The 21,079-nt window shown below is 59.3% G+C and carries 16 protein-coding genes, 1 pseudogene and 2 CRISPR repeat arrays; of the genes and pseudogenes, 9 read left to right on the top strand and 8 right to left on the bottom strand.

What is annotated here, in order from left to right; translation table 11 throughout:
- A partial coding sequence (locus tag B7L71_RS14085) for a methyl-accepting chemotaxis protein (RefSeq protein WP_081138720.1) occupies nt 1-1,512 on the bottom strand: 1,512 nt, incomplete at its 3' end.
- Between the two features lie 476 nt (nt 1,513-1,988).
- On the opposite strand from B7L71_RS14085, the gene B7L71_RS14090 reads away from it, so the two are divergent.
- The 3 genes from B7L71_RS14090 to B7L71_RS14100 are packed head-to-tail and all read left to right on the top strand — an operon-like array spanning nt 1,989 to nt 5,036.
- Nucleotides 1,989-3,293 (top strand): CmpA/NrtA family ABC transporter substrate-binding protein, encoded by a 1,305-nt coding sequence (locus tag B7L71_RS14090; RefSeq protein WP_016915167.1) that lies wholly within the window; start codon nt 1,989-1,991, stop codon nt 3,291-3,293.
- A 23-nt stretch (nt 3,294-3,316) separates the two neighbouring features.
- Entirely contained in the window at nt 3,317-4,168 is an 852-nt protein-coding gene (gene ntrB, locus B7L71_RS14095) for a nitrate ABC transporter permease (protein WP_249273265.1), read from the top strand.
- Between the two features lie 16 nt (nt 4,169-4,184).
- Nucleotides 4,185-5,036, top strand: coding sequence for an ABC transporter ATP-binding protein (locus B7L71_RS14100; RefSeq protein ID WP_081138721.1), 852 nt, complete (start codon nt 4,185-4,187; stop codon nt 5,034-5,036).
- On the opposite strand, the gene B7L71_RS14105 is transcribed toward B7L71_RS14100, so the two are convergent.
- Entirely contained in the window at nt 5,033-5,962 is a 930-nt protein-coding gene (locus B7L71_RS14105) for an amino acid ABC transporter substrate-binding protein (protein WP_249273266.1), read from the bottom strand. The two genes, B7L71_RS14100 and B7L71_RS14105, sit on opposite strands and share 4 nt — an antisense overlap.
- Complete coding sequence (locus B7L71_RS14110; RefSeq protein WP_249273267.1) at nt 5,952-7,394, bottom strand: GGDEF domain-containing protein; 1,443 nt, start codon at nt 7,392-7,394, stop codon at nt 5,952-5,954. Before B7L71_RS14110 ends, B7L71_RS14105 begins: the two co-directional genes overlap by 11 nt.
- A gap of 282 nt (nt 7,395-7,676) precedes the next feature.
- Between B7L71_RS14110 and codB the strand changes: the two genes are divergently transcribed.
- Nucleotides 7,677-8,942, top strand: coding sequence for a cytosine permease (gene codB / locus B7L71_RS14115; RefSeq protein WP_081138726.1), 1,266 nt, complete (start codon nt 7,677-7,679; stop codon nt 8,940-8,942).
- Between the two features lie 14 nt (nt 8,943-8,956).
- Nucleotides 8,957-10,210 (top strand): cytosine deaminase, encoded by a 1,254-nt coding sequence (gene codA / locus B7L71_RS14120; RefSeq protein WP_081138727.1) that lies wholly within the window; start codon nt 8,957-8,959, stop codon nt 10,208-10,210.
- Nucleotides 10,211-10,254: 44 nt separating this feature from the next.
- On the opposite strand, the gene B7L71_RS14125 is transcribed toward codA, so the two are convergent.
- Nucleotides 10,255-10,704: a GNAT family N-acetyltransferase gene (locus B7L71_RS14125; RefSeq protein WP_081138729.1), complete on the bottom strand. Its 450-nt coding sequence runs from the start codon at nt 10,702-10,704 to the stop codon at nt 10,255-10,257.
- Between the two features lie 146 nt (nt 10,705-10,850).
- Between B7L71_RS14125 and pdxR the strand changes: the two genes are divergently transcribed.
- From pdxR to B7L71_RS14140, 3 genes and pseudogenes are all read left to right on the top strand, one after another.
- The gene (gene pdxR, locus B7L71_RS14130) at nt 10,851-12,347 is read left to right on the top strand and encodes a MocR-like pyridoxine biosynthesis transcription factor PdxR (protein WP_081138787.1); all 1,497 of its coding nucleotides are present in this window, start codon (nt 10,851-10,853) and stop codon (nt 12,345-12,347) included.
- Nucleotides 12,348-12,420: 73 nt separating this feature from the next.
- Nucleotides 12,421-13,137, top strand: a pseudogene (gene pcsA / locus B7L71_RS14135) (phosphatidylcholine synthase).
- Between the two features lie 27 nt (nt 13,138-13,164).
- The gene (locus B7L71_RS14140; protein WP_081138730.1) at nt 13,165-13,767 is read left to right on the top strand and encodes a DNA-3-methyladenine glycosylase I; all 603 of its coding nucleotides are present in this window, start codon (nt 13,165-13,167) and stop codon (nt 13,765-13,767) included.
- A gap of 20 nt (nt 13,768-13,787) precedes the next feature.
- Here the strand turns inward: B7L71_RS14140 and B7L71_RS14145 are convergent, their stop codons facing one another.
- Together B7L71_RS14145 and B7L71_RS14150 are read right to left on the bottom strand one after the other, a co-directional pair.
- Nucleotides 13,788-14,765, bottom strand: coding sequence for a zinc-dependent alcohol dehydrogenase family protein (locus B7L71_RS14145; protein ID WP_249273269.1), 978 nt, complete (start codon nt 14,763-14,765; stop codon nt 13,788-13,790).
- 47 nt (nt 14,766-14,812) lie between these two features.
- Nucleotides 14,813-15,310 (bottom strand): Lrp/AsnC family transcriptional regulator, encoded by a 498-nt coding sequence (locus B7L71_RS14150; RefSeq protein WP_081138732.1) that lies wholly within the window; start codon nt 15,308-15,310, stop codon nt 14,813-14,815.
- On the opposite strand from B7L71_RS14150, the gene B7L71_RS14155 reads away from it, so the two are divergent.
- Nucleotides 15,279-16,916: a pyridoxal-phosphate dependent enzyme gene (locus B7L71_RS14155; protein ID WP_139790141.1), complete on the top strand. Its 1,638-nt coding sequence runs from the start codon at nt 15,279-15,281 to the stop codon at nt 16,914-16,916. The two genes, B7L71_RS14150 and B7L71_RS14155, sit on opposite strands and share 32 nt — an antisense overlap.
- A gap of 12 nt (nt 16,917-16,928) precedes the next feature.
- Here B7L71_RS14155 and B7L71_RS17370 read toward each other — a convergent pair whose 3' ends face one another.
- Both B7L71_RS17370 and B7L71_RS14165 read right to left on the bottom strand, forming a co-directional pair.
- Nucleotides 16,929-17,099: a hypothetical protein gene (locus B7L71_RS17370; RefSeq protein WP_170919509.1), complete on the bottom strand. Its 171-nt coding sequence runs from the start codon at nt 17,097-17,099 to the stop codon at nt 16,929-16,931.
- 33 nt (nt 17,100-17,132) lie between these two features.
- Nucleotides 17,133-17,467: direct repeats of the CRISPR family, unit length 29 nt; unit sequence CGGTTCATCCCCACGCCTGTGGGGAACGG.
- A 97-nt stretch (nt 17,468-17,564) separates the two neighbouring features.
- Nucleotides 17,565-19,547: direct repeats of the CRISPR family, unit length 29 nt; unit sequence CGGTTCATCCCCACGCCTGTGGGGAACGG.
- A 29-nt stretch (nt 19,548-19,576) separates the two neighbouring features.
- Nucleotides 19,577-20,773 (bottom strand): IS4 family transposase, encoded by a 1,197-nt coding sequence (locus B7L71_RS14165; RefSeq protein WP_139790142.1) that lies wholly within the window; start codon nt 20,771-20,773, stop codon nt 19,577-19,579.
- Nucleotides 20,774-21,079 lie beyond the last annotated feature (306 nt).

Below are 21,079 nucleotides of genomic sequence, written 5' to 3' on the forward strand. Positions count from 1 at the left end.
CTCCTCCAGCGAACTGGCCGCCGCAGACGCTTCTTGCACCAGCGCCGCGTTCTGCTGGGTGACCTCATCCATCTGGGCGATGGCCTGATTGACCTGCTCGATGCCCGCGCTCTGCTCCTGGGAGGCTGCCGATATTTCATCCATGATGTCGGTGACCCGGCGTACCGACCCGACGACTTCCCGCATGGTGGCACCGGCTTTTTCTACCAGTTGAGAGCCTTCATTGACCTGCGCCGTGGAAGCATCGATCAATCGCTTGATCTCCTTGGCCGCCTCGGCACTGCGGCTGGCCAGGTTGCGTACTTCGCTGGCGACGACCGCGAAACCGCGCCCCTGCTCGCCTGCCCGGGCAGCCTCGACCGAGGCATTGAGCGCCAGAATATTGGTCTGGAAGGCAATCGAGTCGATCACGTTGATGATATCGGCCACCTGCTGGGAGCTCGAAGAAATCCCGTGCATGGTCGAGATGACCTGCTCGACCACGTCGCCGCCCTCTACCGCCTTACCCGAAGCATCGTTGGCCAGGGTGCTGGCCTGATGTGCGTTATCGGCGTTCTGCTTCACGGTTTGGGTCAACTGCTCCATGCTGGCAGCGGTTTCCTGCAAGGAAGCCGCCTGCTGCTCGGTGCGCGACGATAAATCCGCGTTGCCCCCGGCAATTTCTCGTGCGCCGATGTAGATCGAGCCGCTGCTGTCGCGCACGGTCGCTACCGTGGCCGCCAAGCCACTCTGCATGCGCTGCATGGCGCTGAACAGCTTGCCAATTTCATTGCTTCCGCGCAGGTCCACGCGGGATGACAGATCGTTTTCGGCAATACGCTCGAAATGCACCACGGCTTCATCCAGGGGCTTGACGATGGACCCCACCATGGCCATGCGCACCAGCACGATAATGAACAGCGCAGCCACGATCACAGCAATATCAATATAACCAAATACTTGCATATCGCGCTCGTAATGGTCGATCAACTGATCCGCATACTCGGCCAGATAGCCGTTAAAGGCCATGCTAGTCGTAACAAACGATTGATTAAGCGGAATAATGGCTAAACGCACCGCGTTTAGCTGTGCCTCATTACCCGCTGTTACCGCCGCCTCCATGGGAATCAAGCCTTCCTGCATCACCGCGTAAAAGGCGGTAATCACAGCCTCGGCCAACTCGTTGTTCATACCACGTGGGTCGGAGGCTTCAAATTCGGAGAAGTAACTCTGAGCAGATTGTTGAAACGTTTCGGCCTCGACCAGATAGGTTTGCGCCTGCTGATGCTGACCATCTTCGGAAGCCACGACACTGTTCAAATACGCCAACTGGGCAAAACCTACTGAGCGCTGAGTACGCGCCAGGGGCAACATCTGATGCATCGACAGCTCATCCATGGCTTCTAATGAATGCCCTCCTTTATTTCCCGCTAAATGACCAAGAACAGCAATGGTCATGATCAACAAAGAAAAAATAGCCAACGTGAACGTCAGACTTGTTTTTACCGAGATATTTGCCAGCAATCGCTTCATACCACCCCCCTACCGACAAAGCGTCGTTTGCCAGTCCATTAGAGAGCGTCTTTTCTTTAATATAGTGCTCGCTACGCAAGCCTCAATGTGTGGATGGCATTCTATGGAAGGTAACTAATGAGACAATAGAGTTCACATTGTTTGACGTTATTGATAACTTGCTAACAGTCCTGCTTCTTTTTCGTGCAGCTTCGCTAAAACTGCACCATTTCTACGCTGCACCGCATCATCCCTGCCTCCTTCGAGAACAAGACGTCCCTTCGACTCTTATGACTAACCTTTTGAAAAGCTGATGTTTCGCAAAAACGACTAAGCCATTTGGCATGTTAGCTGCACAAGACAAGGGGATAGCAAACTGGGCCAACGTGGGCCTGGCGATAAAAAAGACGATCAACAGACAACGGCGTCTGCAACAGCTCCTCAACGGGGGCTGATTGCAGGCGCCGTTTTTGTCTCCAAAAGGCAGGAACCGTGTCATGCGTAAAAAAATCTCTTCGTCCCACTCACCGGAACGTCGTCACTTTCTCAAAAGCTCCGCCGCCGTGGTGGGAGGCTCTGCCGTGCTCAGCAGCCTGCCCATGAGCTGGGCTTTTGCCAACGGCGCTTTGGAAACCACGTCGGCCAAACTCGGTTTCATTGCGCTGACGGATGCAGCGCCGCTGTTCGTGGCCGATGAAAAAGGATTTTTTGCCAAGCACGGTATGACCGATGTGGAGGTCCTCAAGCAGTCTTCCTGGGGTACCACCCGAGACAACCTGGTACTGGGTTCACAGCGTAACGGGATCGATGGCGCGCACATCCTGACGCCCATGCCTTACCTGATCGCCAGCGGTGCCATGACCCCCAACAACATTCCCGTGCCGATGAGCATTCTGGCGCGCCTCAATCTCAACGGGCAGTGCATCTCGGTGGGCGATGAGTACGCCGACCTCAAGGTCGCGCTGGATACCCGTGAGTTTGCCCAAGCTCTGGCGGAAAAGCGCAGCGGAGGCAGCGAAGTCAGCGCTGCCATGACCTTCCCCGGCGGCACCCACGACATGTGGATTCGCTACTGGATGGCCGCCGGGGGCATCGACCCCAACCGCGACATCTCCACCATTACCATCCCGCCGGCCCAGATGGTGGCCAACATGCGGGTGGGCAGTATGGACACCTTCTGTGTGTGCGAGCCCTGGAACCAGCAGTTGATCAACCAGGGCATCGGCTATACCGCCAATACCACCGGCGAGCTGTGGAACGACCACCCGGAAAAAGCCTTCGCCATGCGCAGCGACTACGTAGAAGCCCACCCCAACGCTACCAAAGCGCTGCTGATGGCCATCATGGAAGCTCAAATGTGGTGCGAAGACCCAGCCAACCACGAGGAGATGGCCCAGATCTGCTCACGCCGCCGCTGGATTCATGCGCCTTATGCCGACCTCATCGACCGTATTCAGGGCAACTTCGATTACGGCACCGGGCGCGTCGTGGAAAACCATCCGCACATGATGCGCTACTGGGACAAGCACGCCTCCTACCCCTTCAAGAGCCACGACCTGTGGTTCCTGACCGAGAACAAGCGCTGGGGCTACTTGCCGCAGGACTTCGATAGCGCGGCCTTGATCGAGCAGGTCAACCGCGAAGACCTGTGGCGAGAAGCTGCTCACGCCCTTGGCGTGGCCTCGGCAGACATTCCGGACTCCACCTCTCGCGGCGTCGAAACGCTGTTCGACGGCAAGGTCTTCGACCCGGAAAACCCGCAAGCCTACCTCGATAGCCTGGAGATCAAGGCGCTGGCCTGAGCCAGGCAGCCTGGGAGAGCCTCATGACGACTTCATCAAGAGCCAATACGCTGTCTACCTCCATGCCAGGCGTGCACCCTGTGCTGCTACGCCTGCGCGATACCCTGGTCAAGAACGTGCTGCCGCCGGTGGTCGTGCTGGCCATTCTGATCGGCCTGTGGGAAGCGCTGTGCTCCCATCCTGGCGCGGCGCTGCCGCCGCCCTCGCAGGTGCTCAACGATACCTGGGAGCTGATCATTCATCCCTTCTACGACTACGGCGGCAACGACAAGGGCATGGGCTGGCAGATTCTGGCCAGCCTGGAACGCGTGGCCTATGGCTACCTGCTGGCGGTGGTGGTAGGTATCAGCCTGGGCGTGCTGGTGGGCCAATCGACCTGGGCCCTGCGTGGCCTCGACCCCGTGTTTCAGGTGCTGCGCACCGTGCCTCCGCTGGCCTGGCTGCCGATTTCACTGGCCGGGTTTCAGGACAGCACCCCTTCGGCCATTTTCGTGATCTTCATCACCGCCATCTGGCCCATCATCATCAACACCTCAGTGGGGGTGCGTAATATCCCCGAGGATTACCGCAACGTGGCCCGAGTGATTCGCCTCAACGGCATGGAGTATTTCACCCGCATCATGCTGCCCGCCGCCGCACCCTATATCTTTTCGGGCCTGCGCATTGGGGTAGGGCTTTCCTGGCTGGCCATCGTGGCCGCCGAGATGCTGATTGGCGGCGTGGGCATCGGCTTTTTCATCTGGGACGCCTGGAATGCCTCCATGCTCAGCGACATCGTGCTGGCACTCATCTATGTGGGCATCGTGGGCTTCATTCTTGACCGCATCGTGGCCTTCATCGGCCAGTGCGTGACCCGTGGCACCACCCAAAGCTAACCCAGGAGATTGGATCATGGCTTCACACTATTTAAGCGTCGAGCAGGTGGACATGACCTTTGCCACCAAAGGTGCCACTACCAACGTGCTCAAGGAGATCGACCTGGGCGTCGCCAAGGGTGAGTACATCTCGATCATTGGCCATTCGGGCTGCGGCAAGTCGACCCTGCTCAACATCATCGCCGGGCTCACCTCCTCGACCTCTGGCGCGGTCATCCTGGATGGCAAGGAGGTCAATGCGCCAGGCCCCGACCGCAGCGTGGTCTTCCAAAACCACTCGTTACTGCCTTGGCTCACGGTGTACGAGAACGTGGCGCTGGCGGTGAACAAGACCTTTGCCCGCCGCAAGACCAAGGCCGAACGCCACGCCTGGATCCTCAAGAATCTGGACATGGTCGGTATGTCCCATGCCCTCAACAAACGCCCTTCAGAGATTTCCGGCGGCATGAAGCAGCGGGTAGGGATCGCCCGCGCTCTGGCCATGGAGCCCAAGGTACTGCTGCTGGATGAGCCGTTTGGCGCCCTGGATGCGCTGACACGCGCCCACCTGCAAGAAGAGGTGATGCGCATTCAGGACGAGCTGGGGAACACCGTCATCATGATCACCCACGATGTGGATGAGGCCGTGCTGCTGTCTGATCGTATCGTCATGCTGACCAACGGCCCCTCGGCGCGCATTGGTGAAATTCTCGATATCGACCTGCCGCGCCCCCGCAACCGTATCACGCTGGCCGACGACCCTCGTTACAACCGCTACCGCCAGGAAGTGCTGCGCTTCCTGTACGAAAAGCAGCGCAAGGTAGAGCACCTGGCCGAACGGCGTGAGAAAGCCCCCAGTACTGCCACGGCTAAAAAAGCCCGCGCCTAGTTTCTTAAAATAGCCTGAGGGGTGGCCTGGGGATTGGAAAAGTGGTTTTTCAGCGTTTCGCTCAGCGGCACGTTCAGGGTAATCCCCTTGCCGGGCAACGGCTGCAGGAACCACCGCTCGTAAAGCGCCAGCATCTCATCGCTTTGATAGATCTGGCGCAGCGCCTGGTTGACCTGCTCGACAAAGGCGTCATCGCCTCGGCGCATCAGCAGCCCCAACGGCTCCTCCGCCGTCACCGCCTCTTCCGACAGGCGATAGGCGTCGGGGTTGCCGGTTTCTGCCATCATCGTGCTCAGCAGAATGTCATCCATGGCAAATGCCGCCACCCGCTCCTGGGTGACCAGGTCAAAAGCCTCCTGAAGCGTTTCCACCGGCACCACCGACAGATTCAAACGCTGCTCACGGTTGGCCTGATTGATCTGACCCACATTCACCGTTCCACGCGCCACACTGACGCTGCGCCCCGCCAGATCCTGCAGCGTGGCAAACTCATGCCTGGCCAGCGCGACATAGCGCACGGAGACGAAAAAATGGCTCAGCGAGAAATCGGCACTACGACGGCGCTCCGCCGTATTCGTGCTGGCATTGCATTCGATATCGATATCGCCACTGTTCAAAAGCTGCACCCGGTTGCCCGGCGTACGGAAGACGTATTCGATCTCCAGCCGGGGGAGTTCCAGTTGCTGCTGTAGATGCTCCGCCACCCGCTGACACAGCTCGATGGAGTACCCCACCACGCGCCCCTCATCATCCGCATAGGAAAAAGGCGCCGTATCGCCATAGCCAACCCGTAGCGTGCCGGTTTCCCTGAGGCGTTCCAGGGTATCGATGTTGATCGCGGCCACCGGCTCTATGGCGTTGGCCATGCCCACCGCCAGCAGCCCACTCACTAGAGCGGCACTCCACGCACTTCCGCTAGACACCATGACCTGCTCCCATGGTCATGCCGCTACTGAACACCTGATAACGCCCTCGCCCCATGGCCTTGGCGGCGTAGAGCGCCACCTCGGCACTGCGCAACAGGGTATGGCTGCTTTCGCCATCCCGTGGGGCCAAGGCAATCCCGATGCTGACACCGATCTGGACGCGCTCTCCCTGCAGGTCAAAGGGTTCGCGCAGCGCAGCGACCAGCCGCCCTGCCCGCACACTGGCTTCGTCCAGCGCATGGTGGTGAACAGGCTGGAGAATCGCGAACTCATCGCCCCCCAGACGCGCCACCAGCTCGCGTTCGGCCAACAGCTGCTGCACCCGTCGACTGGCCTGGACCAGCAGCTCATCCCCAGCGGCATGCCCTAACGTATCGTTGACGGCCTTGAAGCGATCCAGATCAAAAATCATCACATTGAAGCGCTCACCGCTCGGCAGCTGTGCGACGGCATCCCGCAAGGCATCGTTGAACTGAACACGATTAGGCAGCTTGGTCAGCGCATCGTGGTGCGCCAGGTGCTGGAACTTGAGCGCCTCCTCCTTGACCTCCAGCAGCAGCTCACGCTCGACGACTTTTTTGCGTAACGCTTCGATGGCTTGGGCCATACAGCCAATTTCATCCTGGCGCTGTGTGTAGGGCGTTGCCTGCTCGGTTCGGTTATGGGAAATATGCGTCAGCGCCTTGATCAGACGCGGCACGGGCTTGAACAGCCGATGCATCAACAGGCTCAACAGCAAGGCCGTGGCCAACAGCACGATGCCCAGCGAGGCGACAACCTTCAGCAAAAACTCACGATCCACGTGATACAGCGTCGCCTTCGTGCCAATGGAGGCGACCGACACCCCCCATAGCTCCCCTTGGGAAGACACGATGGGCAGCGCACTGATGAAGTGCTCCTCATGGCCAAGCCAGGCAAAACCCACGTACGGCTCGTTACCGGACGCGGCCAGCGATAGCTCCGGGACTTGAGGCAGTGTGAGCGAGACGTCTTCACCGTGATGGGCATCGGCGACCATGCTGAAGCGGCCATCCGGTAAGCGGGAAAACAGCCAGACGTTGTGGCGCGTTTGCGCACTCGCCAGCGCCAACACATCCACGGGACTGAAACCGGTACTGAGCACCGAGTCTTCATCCCCAAGGGCCTGTTCCGACACCAGGTGCGTCACTTGACCCGAGGGGTCGGTGCGTACCGCCACGTTCGTGTAGATGCGCCGAATCGTAGCGCTCACGATTTGGGCATTCACCAGCGCTTCCCGAGCCCACTGTTCGCGTGCACTGCGCTCCACAATGGTCAAGCCCAGCAAGGCGCCCATGGAATAGGCAAACACCACGCCCAACACCATGAAGGCCGCCACTTTGCCGACCAGGGTGCGATACCAGGGCAGCCCAGCGGCTGGCAACGGTGGTTCTTGCGAACTGGATGGTTCCATATTGGCCGACTCCCCCTCAGCCACGTCTTGCCACATCGCCCCATTGCTGATCATCGATCCTGTCAATGGCATGTTAGCGCCACGCCATGCAGAGCGTTCGTTACCTTGTTGTGCGCGTGCGCGCTCGTTATTCATGTCTTCTTTTCGCAAACTACCATTAAAGACGCGCACGAGTGGCTAAAAATTTAAACGTTTCTTGTTACCTGACCACGCCTGATTGGCATGCGGCTTGCTGCATCTTTCTTGACCATGACACGCGACGACGTATCGAAGGGGAAAAAGATGCACCATTCAGACTACCCACTTAGCGAAGTACCCCTCCAGGCTCGGAAAGGGCTACTCTCTACCTCAGCGGTACTGCTTGGCTTTACCTTTTTCACCGCCACCATGTGGGCGGGTGGCTCCCTGGGCCAAGCCTTCCCGATTGGCCAGTTACTGTGGATTATCGTGGCAGGCAACCTGCTACTGGGTATCTACGCAGCAACGCTGGCTTATATCGCCTGCCAGAGCGGCCTGAATGCCGTCCTGATGGGGCGGTTCTGTTTCGGCGAAAAAGGCAGCAAACTCTCTGACATCATCCTCGGCTTCACCCAGATTGGCTGGTACGCCTGGGGAACCGCCACGATAGCTCTGGTACTGGTACGCACCACGGGGATGCCTGAATGGCTGGAAATCCCCTTGATGGTGCTGTTTGGCTTTGGATTCTGCGTGACCGCCATGATCGGCTATCGAGGCATGGACTGGCTATCGCGCTTCGCCGTACCCGCCATGATGCTCTTCATCTTGATCAGCCTGTTCACCGGGCTGGTCGATGTGCGCGGCTTTGCAGGATTAAGCCAGCAAACGCCAACGGAAAGTATGAGTGTCGCAGCGGCGATCACCGTGATTATCGGTACCTTCATCAGCGGTGGCACCCAGGCGACCAACTGGAGTCGCTTTGCCAGGACGCCGAAAGTTGCGGTGATCGCAACGCTGGCCGCTTTTTTCATTGGCAATGGATTGATGGTGCTGACCGGTGCCTTGGGCACGATGATTTACCAGCAGGCAGATATCGTCGATGTTCTCATTGCCCAAGGCTTTCTCTCCCTCGCGGTATTGATGCTGTTCCTGAACATATGGACGACCCAGGACAACACGATTTACAACTTCGCCGTGGCGGGATGCAACTTGCTGCGCACCGAAAAGCGCCGCTTGGTCACCGTCAGCGGCGCCGCCATTGGTACCGTGCTGGCGGTAGGTGGTATGTACAACCTGCTCATTCCATTTCTGGTGCTGCTCGGCACGTTTATCCCTCCCATGGGCGGGGTGATCATGGCTGATTTTTGGCTCAAGCACCGAGGCCGCTACCCTGCTTTGGCCTCTGCGCAGCTACCCGACTTCAATCGGCGCGGCCTCGCCGCCTATGCCATTGGTGCCGGGGCTGCCTATTTTTCTCCGTTACTACCGCCGCTGGTGGGTGTCGCAGTCGCGGCAGGCAGCTACGCCGTGCTGCTACGTCTGAAGCACGCTACGCTGGGTGATAGCTTCCCATCGACGGCCAAACAATAAGTGAGCACCTGTTTATGAACATGCAGATCATCAATGCCCGCCTTCGCCAGCGCCCTGGGCTTTATCGGCTGGACATCGAGAACGGCGTCTTCACCGCAATCACCGCTCAGGATGCGCCGCAAACGGCAGGCGAAGACCAGAGGGATGCGGGCGGCAAGCTGCTGTGCGCGCCGTTTATCGAGCCGCACATCCACCTGGATGCGGCCCTGACCGCTGGCGAGCCTCACTGGAACCAGAGCGGCACGCTGTTCGAGGGCATCGAACGCTGGGGAGAGCGTAAGCCGTTGCTTGACGAGGCGGACATTCGGGAGCGCGTACTGAAGACCCTCAACCTGTTGATCGGCAACGGCGTGCAGTTCGTGCGCACCCATGCCGACACCAGCGACCCCAGCCTGGTAGGCCTGAAAACCCTTTGCACACTGCGAGACGAGCTGAAGGACAAAATCGACATTCAGGTGGTGGCCTTTCCACAGGATGGCCTGCTTTCATTCCCCGGCGGCGACAAGCTCATGGAAGAGGCGCTGGAGTTTGGCGCCGATGTGGTAGGCGGCATTCCTCACTTCGAGTACACGCGAGAGTTGGGCGTGGCGTCCATGAAGCGCGTCATCGAGCTGGCCATCAAGTACGACCGCCTGGTGGACGTGCACTGCGACGAAATCGATGATCCCAACTCGCGGTTTCTCGAAGTGCTCGCCTGTGAGGCACTGTTTCATGAGCTGGGCAGCCGCGTGACCGCCAGCCACACCACCGCCATGCACTCCTACGACAACGCCTACTGTTCGAAACTGTTTCTGCTGCTCAAGCGTTCGGGCATCAACTTCATTTCCTGCCCCACCGAAAGCATCCACCTGCAAGGGCGCTTCGACACCTATCCCAAACGGCGCGGCGTGACACGCGTCAAGGAACTCAACGAAGCCGGTATCAACGTCTGTTTTGCCGAAGACTCCATCTTCGACCCCTGGTACTCGCTGGGCAACGGCAAGCTGCTGCGAACGCTGGATTTTGGCCTGCATATCTGCCAGATGATGGGCTATCAGGACTTCAGCCAGGCGCTGTCGCTGATCACCGACAACAGCGCCCGCACGCTCAACATCGAGGCGCGTTACGGTATCGAGGTGGGCAAACCCGCCAGCTTCAACCTGCTGGATGGAGAAGACGACTACAGCGTGCTACGCAACCAGGGTGACGTACTGCTCTCCGTCCGCCACGGTGACATCATCATGCAGCGGGAGCCCGCACGCATCGTGACGCCACCGTGGCTTGGTTAGGGCTTGCGGCAAAAACCATCCACTAAATGGCCGTGTAAAAACGTTTATTTTATGTCGAGCAAATAGCCATAAAACGCCGTATTGCGCTGCCAGCCCAGTGACTCGTAAAGCGCCTGGGCGCGCTGATTCTCTACCTGAGTCATGAGGATCAAACGTGCGACTCCATGCTCCTGGGCCAGCCTGGCGGCGGCTTCCATCAACGCTCTGCCGGTGCCTTGCGTGCGCGACGCTGGCTGCACGAAGAGGTCATTGAGCGTCCACCGAGCATTCAGCCCCACGGTGGAAACACCCGGATAGAGCTGCACGAACCCCGTCAGTGAGCCATCGCTCGCCTCACTGACGAGAATGTAGGAGTCGCCCAACCCCATCCGCAATTCGAGAAACCTCCGTGCAGCCGGCAAGTCGCTGGGCTGTTGGTAAAATTGGCGATAGCCATCGAGCAGCTCACTCAAGGGAGCCAGGTCATCAAACACCGCTGGACGAATCTGGGTCATGTCATTGCCTCGATAGTCATGGAGTAATGCCCCAGTCTGCCGCTATAGTGGTTCCTTAAAAAGAGCCACTTTGCACCCTTTCAGGAGAACCAGTGAAACAGAGCGCCAGCGACAGTGACTGGATCATCGACGCATTGGCCTTGCGCATGCATCAACACGCAACGCGATCGCTCAGTCAGCGGCTATACCATCCGCTCAAGGAGTGGGTACGCCAGGGTAAACTTACGGCTGGCCAGCGGCTGCCTTCGTCACGTCACATGTCGGATGCGCTGGGCGTCAGCCGCAATACCGTCCTCGCGGCAACGGACAGGCTGCTGGCCGAGGGGCTGCTGGTGGCACGCCAAGGGGCGGGGCTTTACGTAGCGCAGTTGCCTCGCGTGCTGGATACCGAGACCGCACCGCCTCCAAAGGCCGTTCACTACTCTTCCCGAGGGCGCACCCTATTGGCGCTGAGCAAGACGCTCAGCAACGGCTACCGAGCGTTCTCACCCGGCGTACCCGCCCTGGACCTGTTTCCTGAAGCGCAGTGGCAACGGCTTGTGCGCCAGCATCAGCGCAACGCCGATGTGGCGTGGATGGATTATCAGACCGGCGGCGGGCTGGCAGCATTGAAAGTGGCGATCAGCGACTACCTGAGGCTCTCTCGGGCGGTACGCTGCCAGCCTGAACAGGTCATCATCACTCAAGGGGCACAGCAAGCCTTCGAGCTGATCACCCAGCTACTGACCGACCCTGACGACGCGGTCTGGATGGAAGAGCCTGGCTACGGCGGTGCCAAAGCCTGCTTTCTGGCAGCTGGGCTCGATGTCACACCCGTTCCTGTTGATGCCGACGGGCTCGACCCGGCTCTGGGCGAAAAGAGTGCTCCCGCCCCTCGACTGATCTATACCACCCCCTCCCATCAATACCCCACCGGCGTGACCATGCCCGTCACTCGCCGGTTGGCACTGCTGGACGTCGCTGAACGCTGCGGTGGATGGATCATCGAAGACGATTACGACAGTGAGTTTCGCTATGACACCCCACCGCTCCCATCACTCCAGGGGCTGACCGAGCAGGCGCCGGTCATTTATGTGGGCACGTTCAGTAAAGTCCTGTATCCCGGTTTGCGTCTGGGCTATCTGGTCGCCCCGCCTGAACTCGCTCCCGATGTGTGCCGGGCCCAGGCCCGTTTACATCGAGAGGGTCACTACCCACTCCAGTCGGCACTGGCCGCCTTCATGGCCAGTGGCCACTTCACCCGCCACATCACCCGCATGCGGACGGCCTACCGTCACCGCCAACGCTGTTTACGCGCCGCCCTGGCCCCCGCCGTTGCGGCAGGTTTACGGTTATCGGAGGGGCATGCTGGCATGCACTTGCTGGCCGAGCTGAGCAGTATCGAGGAGGAAACGGCTCTGGTCAGTCATGCTGCCCAGGCGGGCATTACACTGTCGCCACTGTCACATTACTACCTTTCCGCCAACAAGCGATTCGGTTTGGTGCTTGGCTATGCCAGTGCCAACGAACAGACCCTGGACTGGGCAGGACAGTGGCTGAGCAACGCGTATCTGGCCCATCAAACCCGCACTCCCGACGCGCCACTTTCCCGCAATGGTCACAAGACCAACGTATTCCAGGGGGGCACTCTTGTAGTAGTGTAGCGTTCTTTATACGCTCATTTATAAACCTGATAGAAAGGGAACGGCCGTTCCCCATGGGGTCAAGGTGGCTCAATTGCTCTCTTCACATACAGAATCGCGCGCCTCGGTCTACAAGGCCTGGAGCGTGCATGTCTTCACTGCCAGCGGTGTCTTGCTGGGCACCATGGCGCTGTTGGCGCTGATCGATAACAACCCCGTGGCCTGCCTGCTGTGGCTAGGCGCCGCCATGATGGTAGACGGCCTGGACGGCACCCTGGCGCGCAAGTATGAAGTGAAGACCATTCTGCCCCACTTCGATGGCTCCACGCTGGATATGGTGATCGACTATCTCACCTGGGCATTCATCCCGGCGCTGTTCATCTACTTTTTCGTCGAGCTGCCCACCCACTTCGAACTGCTCTCGGTCTTCATCATCCTGCTCTCCTCCATGTTCTGCTTTTGCAACGTGAACATGAAAAGCCAGGACAACTACTTTGTCGGTTTTCCTGCTGCCTGGAACATCATCGCCGCCTACTTCTACATTCTTGATTTTCCGCCATTTGTCACCTTCGCGATCATTCTGCTCATGGCGGCCCTCACCGTCACCCGCATGAAGTTTCTGCACCCTTTCCGGGTACGGCAATTCATGCCGCTGAACATCACGGTCACGCTGGTGTGGTGTGTGTGCACGACTTCGCTGATTCTCTCGCACCCCACCCATGCCTCCTGGGCCTTGTGGGGCTGAATGCTGACATCGGTCTACTTCACCGGCATGTGCCTGTGGCGCACCGCTCGGGAATGGTTTGCCTGATCCTCTGACCACCACGGTACACGACGGATGACGAACGGCTTTATCGCCCCGGATGGGCAACCCCGCTGCCAGTGGTGCGCAGGAGCGCCAGAATTCCTGCCGTACCACGACCAGGAGTGGGGGTTTCCGGTCGATAACGACCAGCGCCTGTTCGAAAAACTTTGTTTGGAAAGCTTTCAGTCGGGGCTCAGCTGGCGCACGATCCTCAATAAGCGCGACAACTTTCGCGCCGCTTTTCACCGCTTCGATTTTCATCAGGTAGCCCACTTTGGCGAACAGGACGTGGAGCGCTTACTGCAAGACGCGGGCATCATTCGTCATCGTGGCAAAATCGAAGCCACCATCAATAACGCCCAGCGCGCCCAGGAGATGGTCGAGCAGGAAGGGTCGCTGGCGGCGTTCTTCTGGCGCTATGAGCCCAGCGACACCGTGGCCCCCCAATCGCAGACCACCTCGCCAGAATCCATCGCCATGGCGAAGGAGCTGAAAAAACGCGGCTGGAAATTCTTCGGCCCCACCACGGCGTTCGCCTTTATGCAGGCCATGGGGCTGCTCAACGACCACTCGCTCCACTGCATCACACGCGAACAGGTGGAACAGGCGCGCAGGCAGTTTCAGCGCCCGGGCTGATTTTCTACGGTCATCATCGCCTACGCCAGGCGAGTAAAGTCCAATAGGCTTTTCTGGCTCTGTGGCTGCAGCACCGCCTCGACCGCTCGCTGCCAATCCTGCCATGCAAACACGCGATAATTCGGCATCTCTAGCTGGCTCAGCAGCTTCCAGATGGCCAGGAACTGATGCTGCCAGGTGTCTGCAGGCATCCTGGCCAAGCTATCGCGCAGATGAAACCTTCCGTAATGAGCGCGAGGTTTGCCATCCAATTGAGCAGCCTGCCCCGTCAATAACCCATAGGCGATAAACATCGCACCAGGCGCCATTGACTGCAGAATGTTCGAGGCTACTGGACCGCCCAAGGCGTCAAAGACCACATCGGACACGCGCGCCACATGGGTGATCTGCGACGTATCCTGAAGGGATAGGGGCCGAATACCCAGCTGTTCGAGGCGGGCGGCTCGGCTCTCGGAGCGGTATACCCCAATGACTTCACGAGCCCCATGCTGGTAGGCCCATGTTCCTAGGTATTCCGCGCAATTCGAACCCGCGCCAGTGAGCAGCACACGCTTGCCCCTGACAGGCCACATTTCCAGCATCGTCAAGGCTGCCAGGGGATTGATGTAGGCCCGTGCAGCCACAGCATCAGGAATGTCATCCGGGACAGGCACGGCAAGCGCAGAGTCACAATCCACAAGCGTCTGCCAAGTGCCTTCACCGCGTAGTGGAAGCACACGTTTTCCGATCAGCGAAGCATACGCTTGAGGTGCCTCCATCACGCGCCCTACGCCTTCGTAGCCCGCAACGGCGGGCAGTGCTATGCGATGCGAGTACGCTCCGTGGATGGGAATCAGGTCAGAGGGATTCACGGGAGCACACAGCATACTGACCCTGAGCTTATTCGCGCTCAGTTCAGGCATCTCAGCCGTTTCCATGTTCAATGTTTCAAGTGGATTACCGAAGGTCCGGTAGGTGAGAGCATGGCGATGCATAAGTACCTCGTGGATGAGGGGCACAGATGAAGTACTCTTCATCCGGCTGAAAGAGCATAATACTCAGAGGCTCAGTCACTTAAAGGCAATGCGTATCCCGACTTGACCGCGTCCATGGCAACCATCGTTGTGAACGAACGCACATTGGGGTGTTCCATCAGTGCTTCGCGGGTAAAATCTTCGTACTCCTGCAGCGTACGGGTCACTACGATCAGCACGAAGTCCATGCTCCCTGTGACGTAATAACACTGCTGCACATTGGGGTGCTCTCGCATCCGCTGCTTAAACTCATCGACATGTTGGTTGCGTTCATACTCGAGATCGACACCGACAATGCAGGTAGTTGGCCAGCCGAGTGCTTTGGCATCTAAACGCGCCGCCTCCTGGACAATAACACCCCGCGCTCTTAGCCGCTTGAGCCGCCGCTGAACAGCCGCCGCCGACAAGCCAACCGCTTGCCCGATACTCTCCCCCGTCACGCGCGTATCGTGCTGGTAAATAGCCAAAATCCGACGATCAAGATCATCCAGTTGCTCTGTGGGCCGCTCGCCCGCAGTTTGGTCACTCATTATGCAATCTCCCCGCAATGGCCCGCCAGGATATGCGGCCAGTAAAAAGGTCTTGCCCGTTAAGCTAACGCAACGCAAGCAAAGACTTAACCATACAGGCAGAGACAACACCATGAACCAAATACGCACGATCCTGACCGAAGGCGACCCACGCTTAAGAGCCGTTTCACAGCCAGTAGAAGAAATCACCTCCGATATAGCAAAGGTAATTTCCGAACTACATGCCACACTTGCCGATTTCAAAGCGCGAAACGGTTTCGGCCGTGCCCTCTCTGCCCCGCAAATAGGCGAGCCGTTACACATCGTGGCAGTTCAATTGGGCGGCCGCCCCTTTACCTTGATCAATCCACTCATTGTCTGGCGAAGTGAAGAGACTCGGCCAGTTTGGGACGACTGCATGAGCGTGCCCGGCCATATTGCCAATGTCAGGCGCCACGCCAGTATCAGCCTGACGTACCAAAACAAAAACGGCAAAACCTGCCACTGGCATCACCTTTCAGCGTCATTGGCTGAACTGATCCAGCACGAGGTAGACCACCTTGATGGCCTGCTCATGGTGGATCGTATAGAGCATCCGGAAGATTTACAGCCGATCGCTCGCCACGCCGAGCTAATTGCCCCTCAACGCAGCGAACACCGCATCAAGCTGGAGCATATTGCCGCTGCTGCCAGATGCATCACCCCTACCTTCCTGGCAACCCCGCAGTATCGTTCGCCCTCACTTGATGCTGCGCTAGGCGTCGCCATGACAGTGAAGGTCGAAACGCTCAACCCCCTGCGCAACTTCAAAGGGCGCGGTGCCGACCATTTTGTCTCCCACCATGTTCAGCAAGAACAACCTGCCCCGCTGGTTTGCGCCAGTGCAGGGAACTGGGGGCTAGCCATGGCGCATGCTTGCAAGCAACATGGGCTGCCCCTTAGCGTCTTTGTCGCTGACAATGCTAACCCACTTAAAGTTGCAGGTATCTGCGCACTAGGCGCGAAGGTTATTTGCATGGGAGCTGATTTTGATCAAGCCAAGCAGGCAGCGGCTCGCTTTGCTAAACAGAATGGTAGCCTGTTTGTAGAAGATGGCCGACAAGCCGCCATTACCGAAGGCGCAGGTACGATTGCGGTCGAAATGCTCGCAAACGGTGACACCTTCGATACGCTGCTGGTGCCCCTTGGTAATGGCGCGCTTATCAATGGCGTAGGCCGCTGGTTCAAAGCCTCTTCCCCCGCTACCCGAGTCATCGGCATCTGCCCTCAAGGCGCGGATGCCACCTGGCAAAGCTGGCGGCGCGGTACGCTCGTCACTAATGATCGCGTGGACACCATGGCCGATGGCGTGGCGGTTCGCGCTCCTATTACCGAGGCACTGGAGGATATGCGTGATGTAGTCGATGACATTTGGCTCGTGGACGAAGCCCGTATCGAAGAGGGCATGCGCCTTGGCCTGGAACATCTGGGGCTGCTGTTGGAACCCGCAGGGGCACTCGGCTTGGCAGCCGCCTATGCCATGCGTGACCAGTGGCCTCAGGGGGCTCATATCGCCACGATTCTGACCGGAGCTAATCCATCGCCAATACTGACCGCTTCATTACTGGCGGCCTTTGCGGATACTTGAAAGGAGCATCACTTACTCCGCCACCACCACATGCGCCTCTTTCACCATCTCTGTCGCCATATTCCCGACGGTGCGCATCACTTCTTCGATGGCAGGCACGAGCGTAAACGCATCGTTTAGGCGCTGGCGGAATTTTCCAGAAATAGAAAATAGTGTCAGCGCCCGCAGAAAGTAGCGCTGCATCAAGCCCACCATAGTAGCGCTCAACCGAGTACCAGGTTCATCCCCGCGCCTGCGGGGAACGGATGTGCCTCAGATCGATCCCTCGGCGCTTCAGCGGTTCATCCCCACGCCTGTGGGGAACGGGGCGTGAACGCGGAACGCCGCGCGCAGGAAGCCGGTTCATCCCCACGTCTGTGGGGAACGGCGTGACCACGGCGCGCAGCAGCGTTGCCTTCTCGGTTCATCCCCACGCCTGTGGGGAACGGGGGTTTGTGGCGCAGCCTACCAAGCGCAAGAGCGGTTCATCCCCACGCCTGTGGGGAACGGGCCGATGGCGTCCCATGCGCTCGTCATGGCGTCGGTTCATCCCCACGCCTGTGGGGAACGGGGCGGGCGAAACTACGGTGGAAACCCTCAACCGCGCTAAACCGTTCCCCACGCCTGTGGGGAACGGTTTAGCGCGGTTGATACTGCTCATGGTGCAGACAGTTCATCCCCACGCCTGTGGGGAACGGAGATATAGTAATACCTCCTATTCATTTTCTGCCGGTTCATCCCCACGCCTGTGGGGAACGGGGTGCGGCGGCTAGCATTCCATCAATGATGCTCGGTTCATCCCCACGCCTGTGGGGAACGGGCCGCAAGGTTCCAGGCGGCGCGGTTGGTTTTAGGTTCATCCCCACGCCTGTGGGGAACGGGGATAGATGGGCTCGTAGCTGGTTTCCAGAGCCGGTTCATCCCCACGCCTGTGGGGAACGGACCATTTAGTGAAACTCTCCAATAATTCTCGCCGGTTCATCCCCACGCCTGTGGGGAACGGTCCAGTCATCAAACGTCATACGTCGCCACCCTCGGTTCATCCCCACGCCTGTGGGGAACGGCTGGCCCATGCCAGCCATGCTAATGCCGAAGGCGGTTCATCCCCACGCCTGTGGGGAACGGCGTGGCCATGACAACAACGTCCACGACAAAACCGGTTCATCCCCACGCCTGTGGGGAACGGAACCGCTCAAAGCCGAGCAGCTACTGGACATGCGGTTCATCCCCACGCCTGTGGGGAACGGAACGGATTCTGGCCAGACATCGACCCCAACGCCGGTTCATCCCCACGCCTGTGGGGAACGGACGGTGCGCATGACCTACGCCGCTGAGCTGGACGGTTCATCCCCACGCCTGTGGGGAACGGCCGCCGATATGCCTACCTGTAGCGCGTATGCCCGGTTCATCCCCACGCCTGTGGGGAACGGGCTGGTGTGAATAGGCTGCTGTTTGTTGATAGCGGTTCATCCCCACGCCTGTGGGGAACGGCTCGGCAGGCCCGCACGTATTTCCAGCTATACCGGTTCATCCCCACGCCTGTGGGGAACGGCTAACCACCGCCACTACTGTGGAATGGGAAAACGGTTCATCCCCACGCCTGTGGGGAACGGTTGACGGCATACAAAAGTTGGCATATCCCAAACGGTTCATCCCCACGCCTGTGGGGAACGGGCCAGCAGCATGAACTCAGTTTTCATTGTGGGCGGTTCATCCCCACGCCTGTGGGGAACGGCGGCAGATCGTTGAAGCACCAGGCGTGCGCGCCGGTTCATCCCCACGCCTGTGGGGAACGGGAATAGGAGCTCGCTTTCGACGTGATAGAAGGCGGTTCATCCCCACGCCTGTGGGGAACGGACCCTGGGCATTGCTGGTCACGTCCTCGAGCACGGTTCATCCCCACGCCTGTGGGGAACGGGAGCTCGTCTTCGTCGTCGAGCTCTGGCGGGGCGGTTCATCCCCACGCCTGTGGGGAACGGGCGTATTCTTGCTCCAACTCGCCCAGGCTCGCCGGTTCATCCCCACGCCTGTGGGGAACGGGAGGTATTCGGGGTGGCTGAGCGTGGCTTGCGCGGTTCATCCCCACGCCTGTGGGGAACGGGGTAATGGGGCCAGAAGATGCTATAAGGGAAATCGGTTCATCCCCACGCCTGTGGGGAACGGGATGATGGCCGATTTGCCAATACCAGGGCTGCCGGTTCATCCCCACGCCTGTGGGGAACGGGCGGGCGATGACTTCCTGCTCTTTGCGGTAGGCGGTTCATCCCCACGCCTGTGGGGAACGGAGCGGATAACTTAGGTTGCTAGACCTGCCTGTCGGTTCATCCCCACGCCTGTGGGGAACGGGATGCCGTGGGCCAACCCTTTGACCCGTTCGGCGGTTCATCCCCACGCCTGTGGGGAACGGATCCACCGCACGCGTCCCTCTGGTTCCTTGAGCGGTTCATCCCCACGCCTGTGGGGAACGGTCTAGCCACCCAGGCAATCGTTGATCGAGGAGCGGTTCATCCCCACGCCTGTGGGGAACGGGCCGTGCAGTTGGCGGCGTAATTCCATAATGGCGGTTCATCCCCACGCCTGTGGGGAACGGCTTTGCTGGGCGCATGCTATGTCGCGCCCAATCGGTTCATCCCCACGCCTGTGGGGAACGGTTAACGCCTGAGGAATCCCCACGAACTTTGCTATCCATCGCATAAGGCCTGCTCTTTGACTTCCCCTTGGAGGCTCGTCAGAACTGTCTTCCAAGAGGGCCATGGGACAGCACCGACACAATGACGTCGCAGCCACTCCAGTCCCAAACGCCACACGGAGAGAACGTTCCGATGACGGATCGTGTTGCTCTGGTAGCGTCGCTGTTGCCCGCTGTCTCGGACTTGAAGACCGGCAACCATCACCACGACATTGGCCAGCATCGCGATCAGCAGCAGGATTTCGATCCGCTTGCCTTGGCGAGACTGATGCATGCCGAAGCCCATCCCGAACTGGGGACTCTTGACGTCGCGGAAGCCCTCTTCAATCTGCATGCGCTGCCGGTAAATGGCCACCAACTTGTCCGCCAGCGTTGAGCGCGCCGGTAGGTTACTGACCAGCACCCAAGGCTCCTTCTGGCGCTGGGCAATCGCCCGGCTGCGGCTGTCCTGGGAGACCTGTCCGCGCTTGTTGCGATGCTTGCGCCCCTGCGGCGGCCGATGGTAGAGCACCATGCGGGTGGTCAGTGGATTGCTCTCAGCAATTTGCACGGAACCCAGCGCCCGCGGTACCGATGTCGCTTGCGGAAACAGGTCTGACACAGGTTGCCACGCCTGCCCTGGCAGCTGGCAGCGAACCGGGCTACGCACCCGGCCGACGTAGTACCAACCACGTGCCTCAACCGCCTCGAACCAGGGATTACGAAAGCCCGCATCGGTGACCAAGATCGGCGTGGCGTTGTCAGGCAGTATCTCGGCCAGAGCGGCCAACAAGTATGCCTCACAGTGTTGGCAGCCATCCTTGTGGTGGACTTTCTCGAAGATTGGCAGCGAGCGCCCGGCAAAGGGCACCGCGGCGCGCAGCAAGAACCGTTTGCCACGGTCATCAATCGGCGACCAGTCCACCAGAATCAGCGGGCGGGTCATGTGGCCAATCAGCAGGCTGGCCACGAGCCAATAGAACAGGGGACGCTCCTGATGCAGGTGAGGGTTGCCCAGCAACCGATCGACTCGCTTGATGGTGTGCTTGGTAGCCACTGGCCCTGGCAAGGCACGCCCCAGGGCGGTCAAGCCCAGGCGGCGCTCGCCCAGCAGGGCACCCACCGTGTCGAGCAGCGCCTGCAGGCGCTTGGCATGGACCAGGGGGAGTGATGAGGTCAGCAGAGTATGTAAGAATCGAGGGGCCTGCATGGGTCTCCTTAGGCATATTGTTGGTTTGGCGATTAACAACATGCCGACCCATGCAGGCCTTTTCAATCATATCATCCTGATTTTCTTATCTATTTCGTGGGGATCCGTCAGGGTTAACGCCCTGATCCCTTGAAGGCACCGGCAGCGGTTCATCCCCACGCCTGTGGGGAACGGATGGCCTCGGCCACCGGCAGGTTCATCATGTGCGGTTCATCCCCACGCCTGTGGGGAACGGGACTACGAAGACCAAGCGGCGTTTATCGAATCCGGTTCATCCCCACGCCTGTGGGGAACGGGCTTGTGTTA

Source organism: Halomonas sp. BC2, from assembly GCF_002078115.1.
Classification (GTDB): Bacteria; Pseudomonadota; Gammaproteobacteria; order Pseudomonadales; family Halomonadaceae; genus Vreelandella; species Vreelandella stevensii.

Bases quoted from the DNA above. Each gene is read 5' to 3' on its own strand.
- B7L71_RS14165 (WP_139790142.1), bottom strand. From the start codon at position 20,773: ATGCAGGCCCCTCGATTCTTACATACTCTGCTGACCTCATCACTCCCC.
- codB (WP_081138726.1), top strand. From the start codon at position 7,677: ATGCACCATTCAGACTACCCACTTAGCGAAGTACCCCTCCAGGCTCGG.
- ntrB (WP_249273265.1), top strand. From the start codon at position 3,317: ATGACGACTTCATCAAGAGCCAATACGCTGTCTACCTCCATGCCAGGC.
- pdxR (WP_081138787.1), top strand. From the start codon at position 10,851: ATGCATCAACACGCAACGCGATCGCTCAGTCAGCGGCTATACCATCCG.
- B7L71_RS14090 (WP_016915167.1), top strand. From the start codon at position 1,989: ATGCGTAAAAAAATCTCTTCGTCCCACTCACCGGAACGTCGTCACTTT.
- B7L71_RS17370 (WP_170919509.1), bottom strand. From the start codon at position 17,099: ATGCAGCGCTACTTTCTGCGGGCGCTGACACTATTTTCTATTTCTGGA.
- B7L71_RS14150 (WP_081138732.1), bottom strand. From the start codon at position 15,310: ATGAGTGACCAAACTGCGGGCGAGCGGCCCACAGAGCAACTGGATGAT.
- B7L71_RS14110 (WP_249273267.1), bottom strand. From the start codon at position 7,394: ATGGAACCATCCAGTTCGCAAGAACCACCGTTGCCAGCCGCTGGGCTG.
- B7L71_RS14140 (WP_081138730.1), top strand. From the start codon at position 13,165: ATGACGAACGGCTTTATCGCCCCGGATGGGCAACCCCGCTGCCAGTGG.
- B7L71_RS14125 (WP_081138729.1), bottom strand. From the start codon at position 10,704: ATGACCCAGATTCGTCCAGCGGTGTTTGATGACCTGGCTCCCTTGAGT.
- B7L71_RS14105 (WP_249273266.1), bottom strand. From the start codon at position 5,962: ATGGTGTCTAGCGGAAGTGCGTGGAGTGCCGCTCTAGTGAGTGGGCTG.
- codA (WP_081138727.1), top strand. From the start codon at position 8,957: ATGAACATGCAGATCATCAATGCCCGCCTTCGCCAGCGCCCTGGGCTT.
- B7L71_RS14100 (WP_081138721.1), top strand. From the start codon at position 4,185: ATGGCTTCACACTATTTAAGCGTCGAGCAGGTGGACATGACCTTTGCC.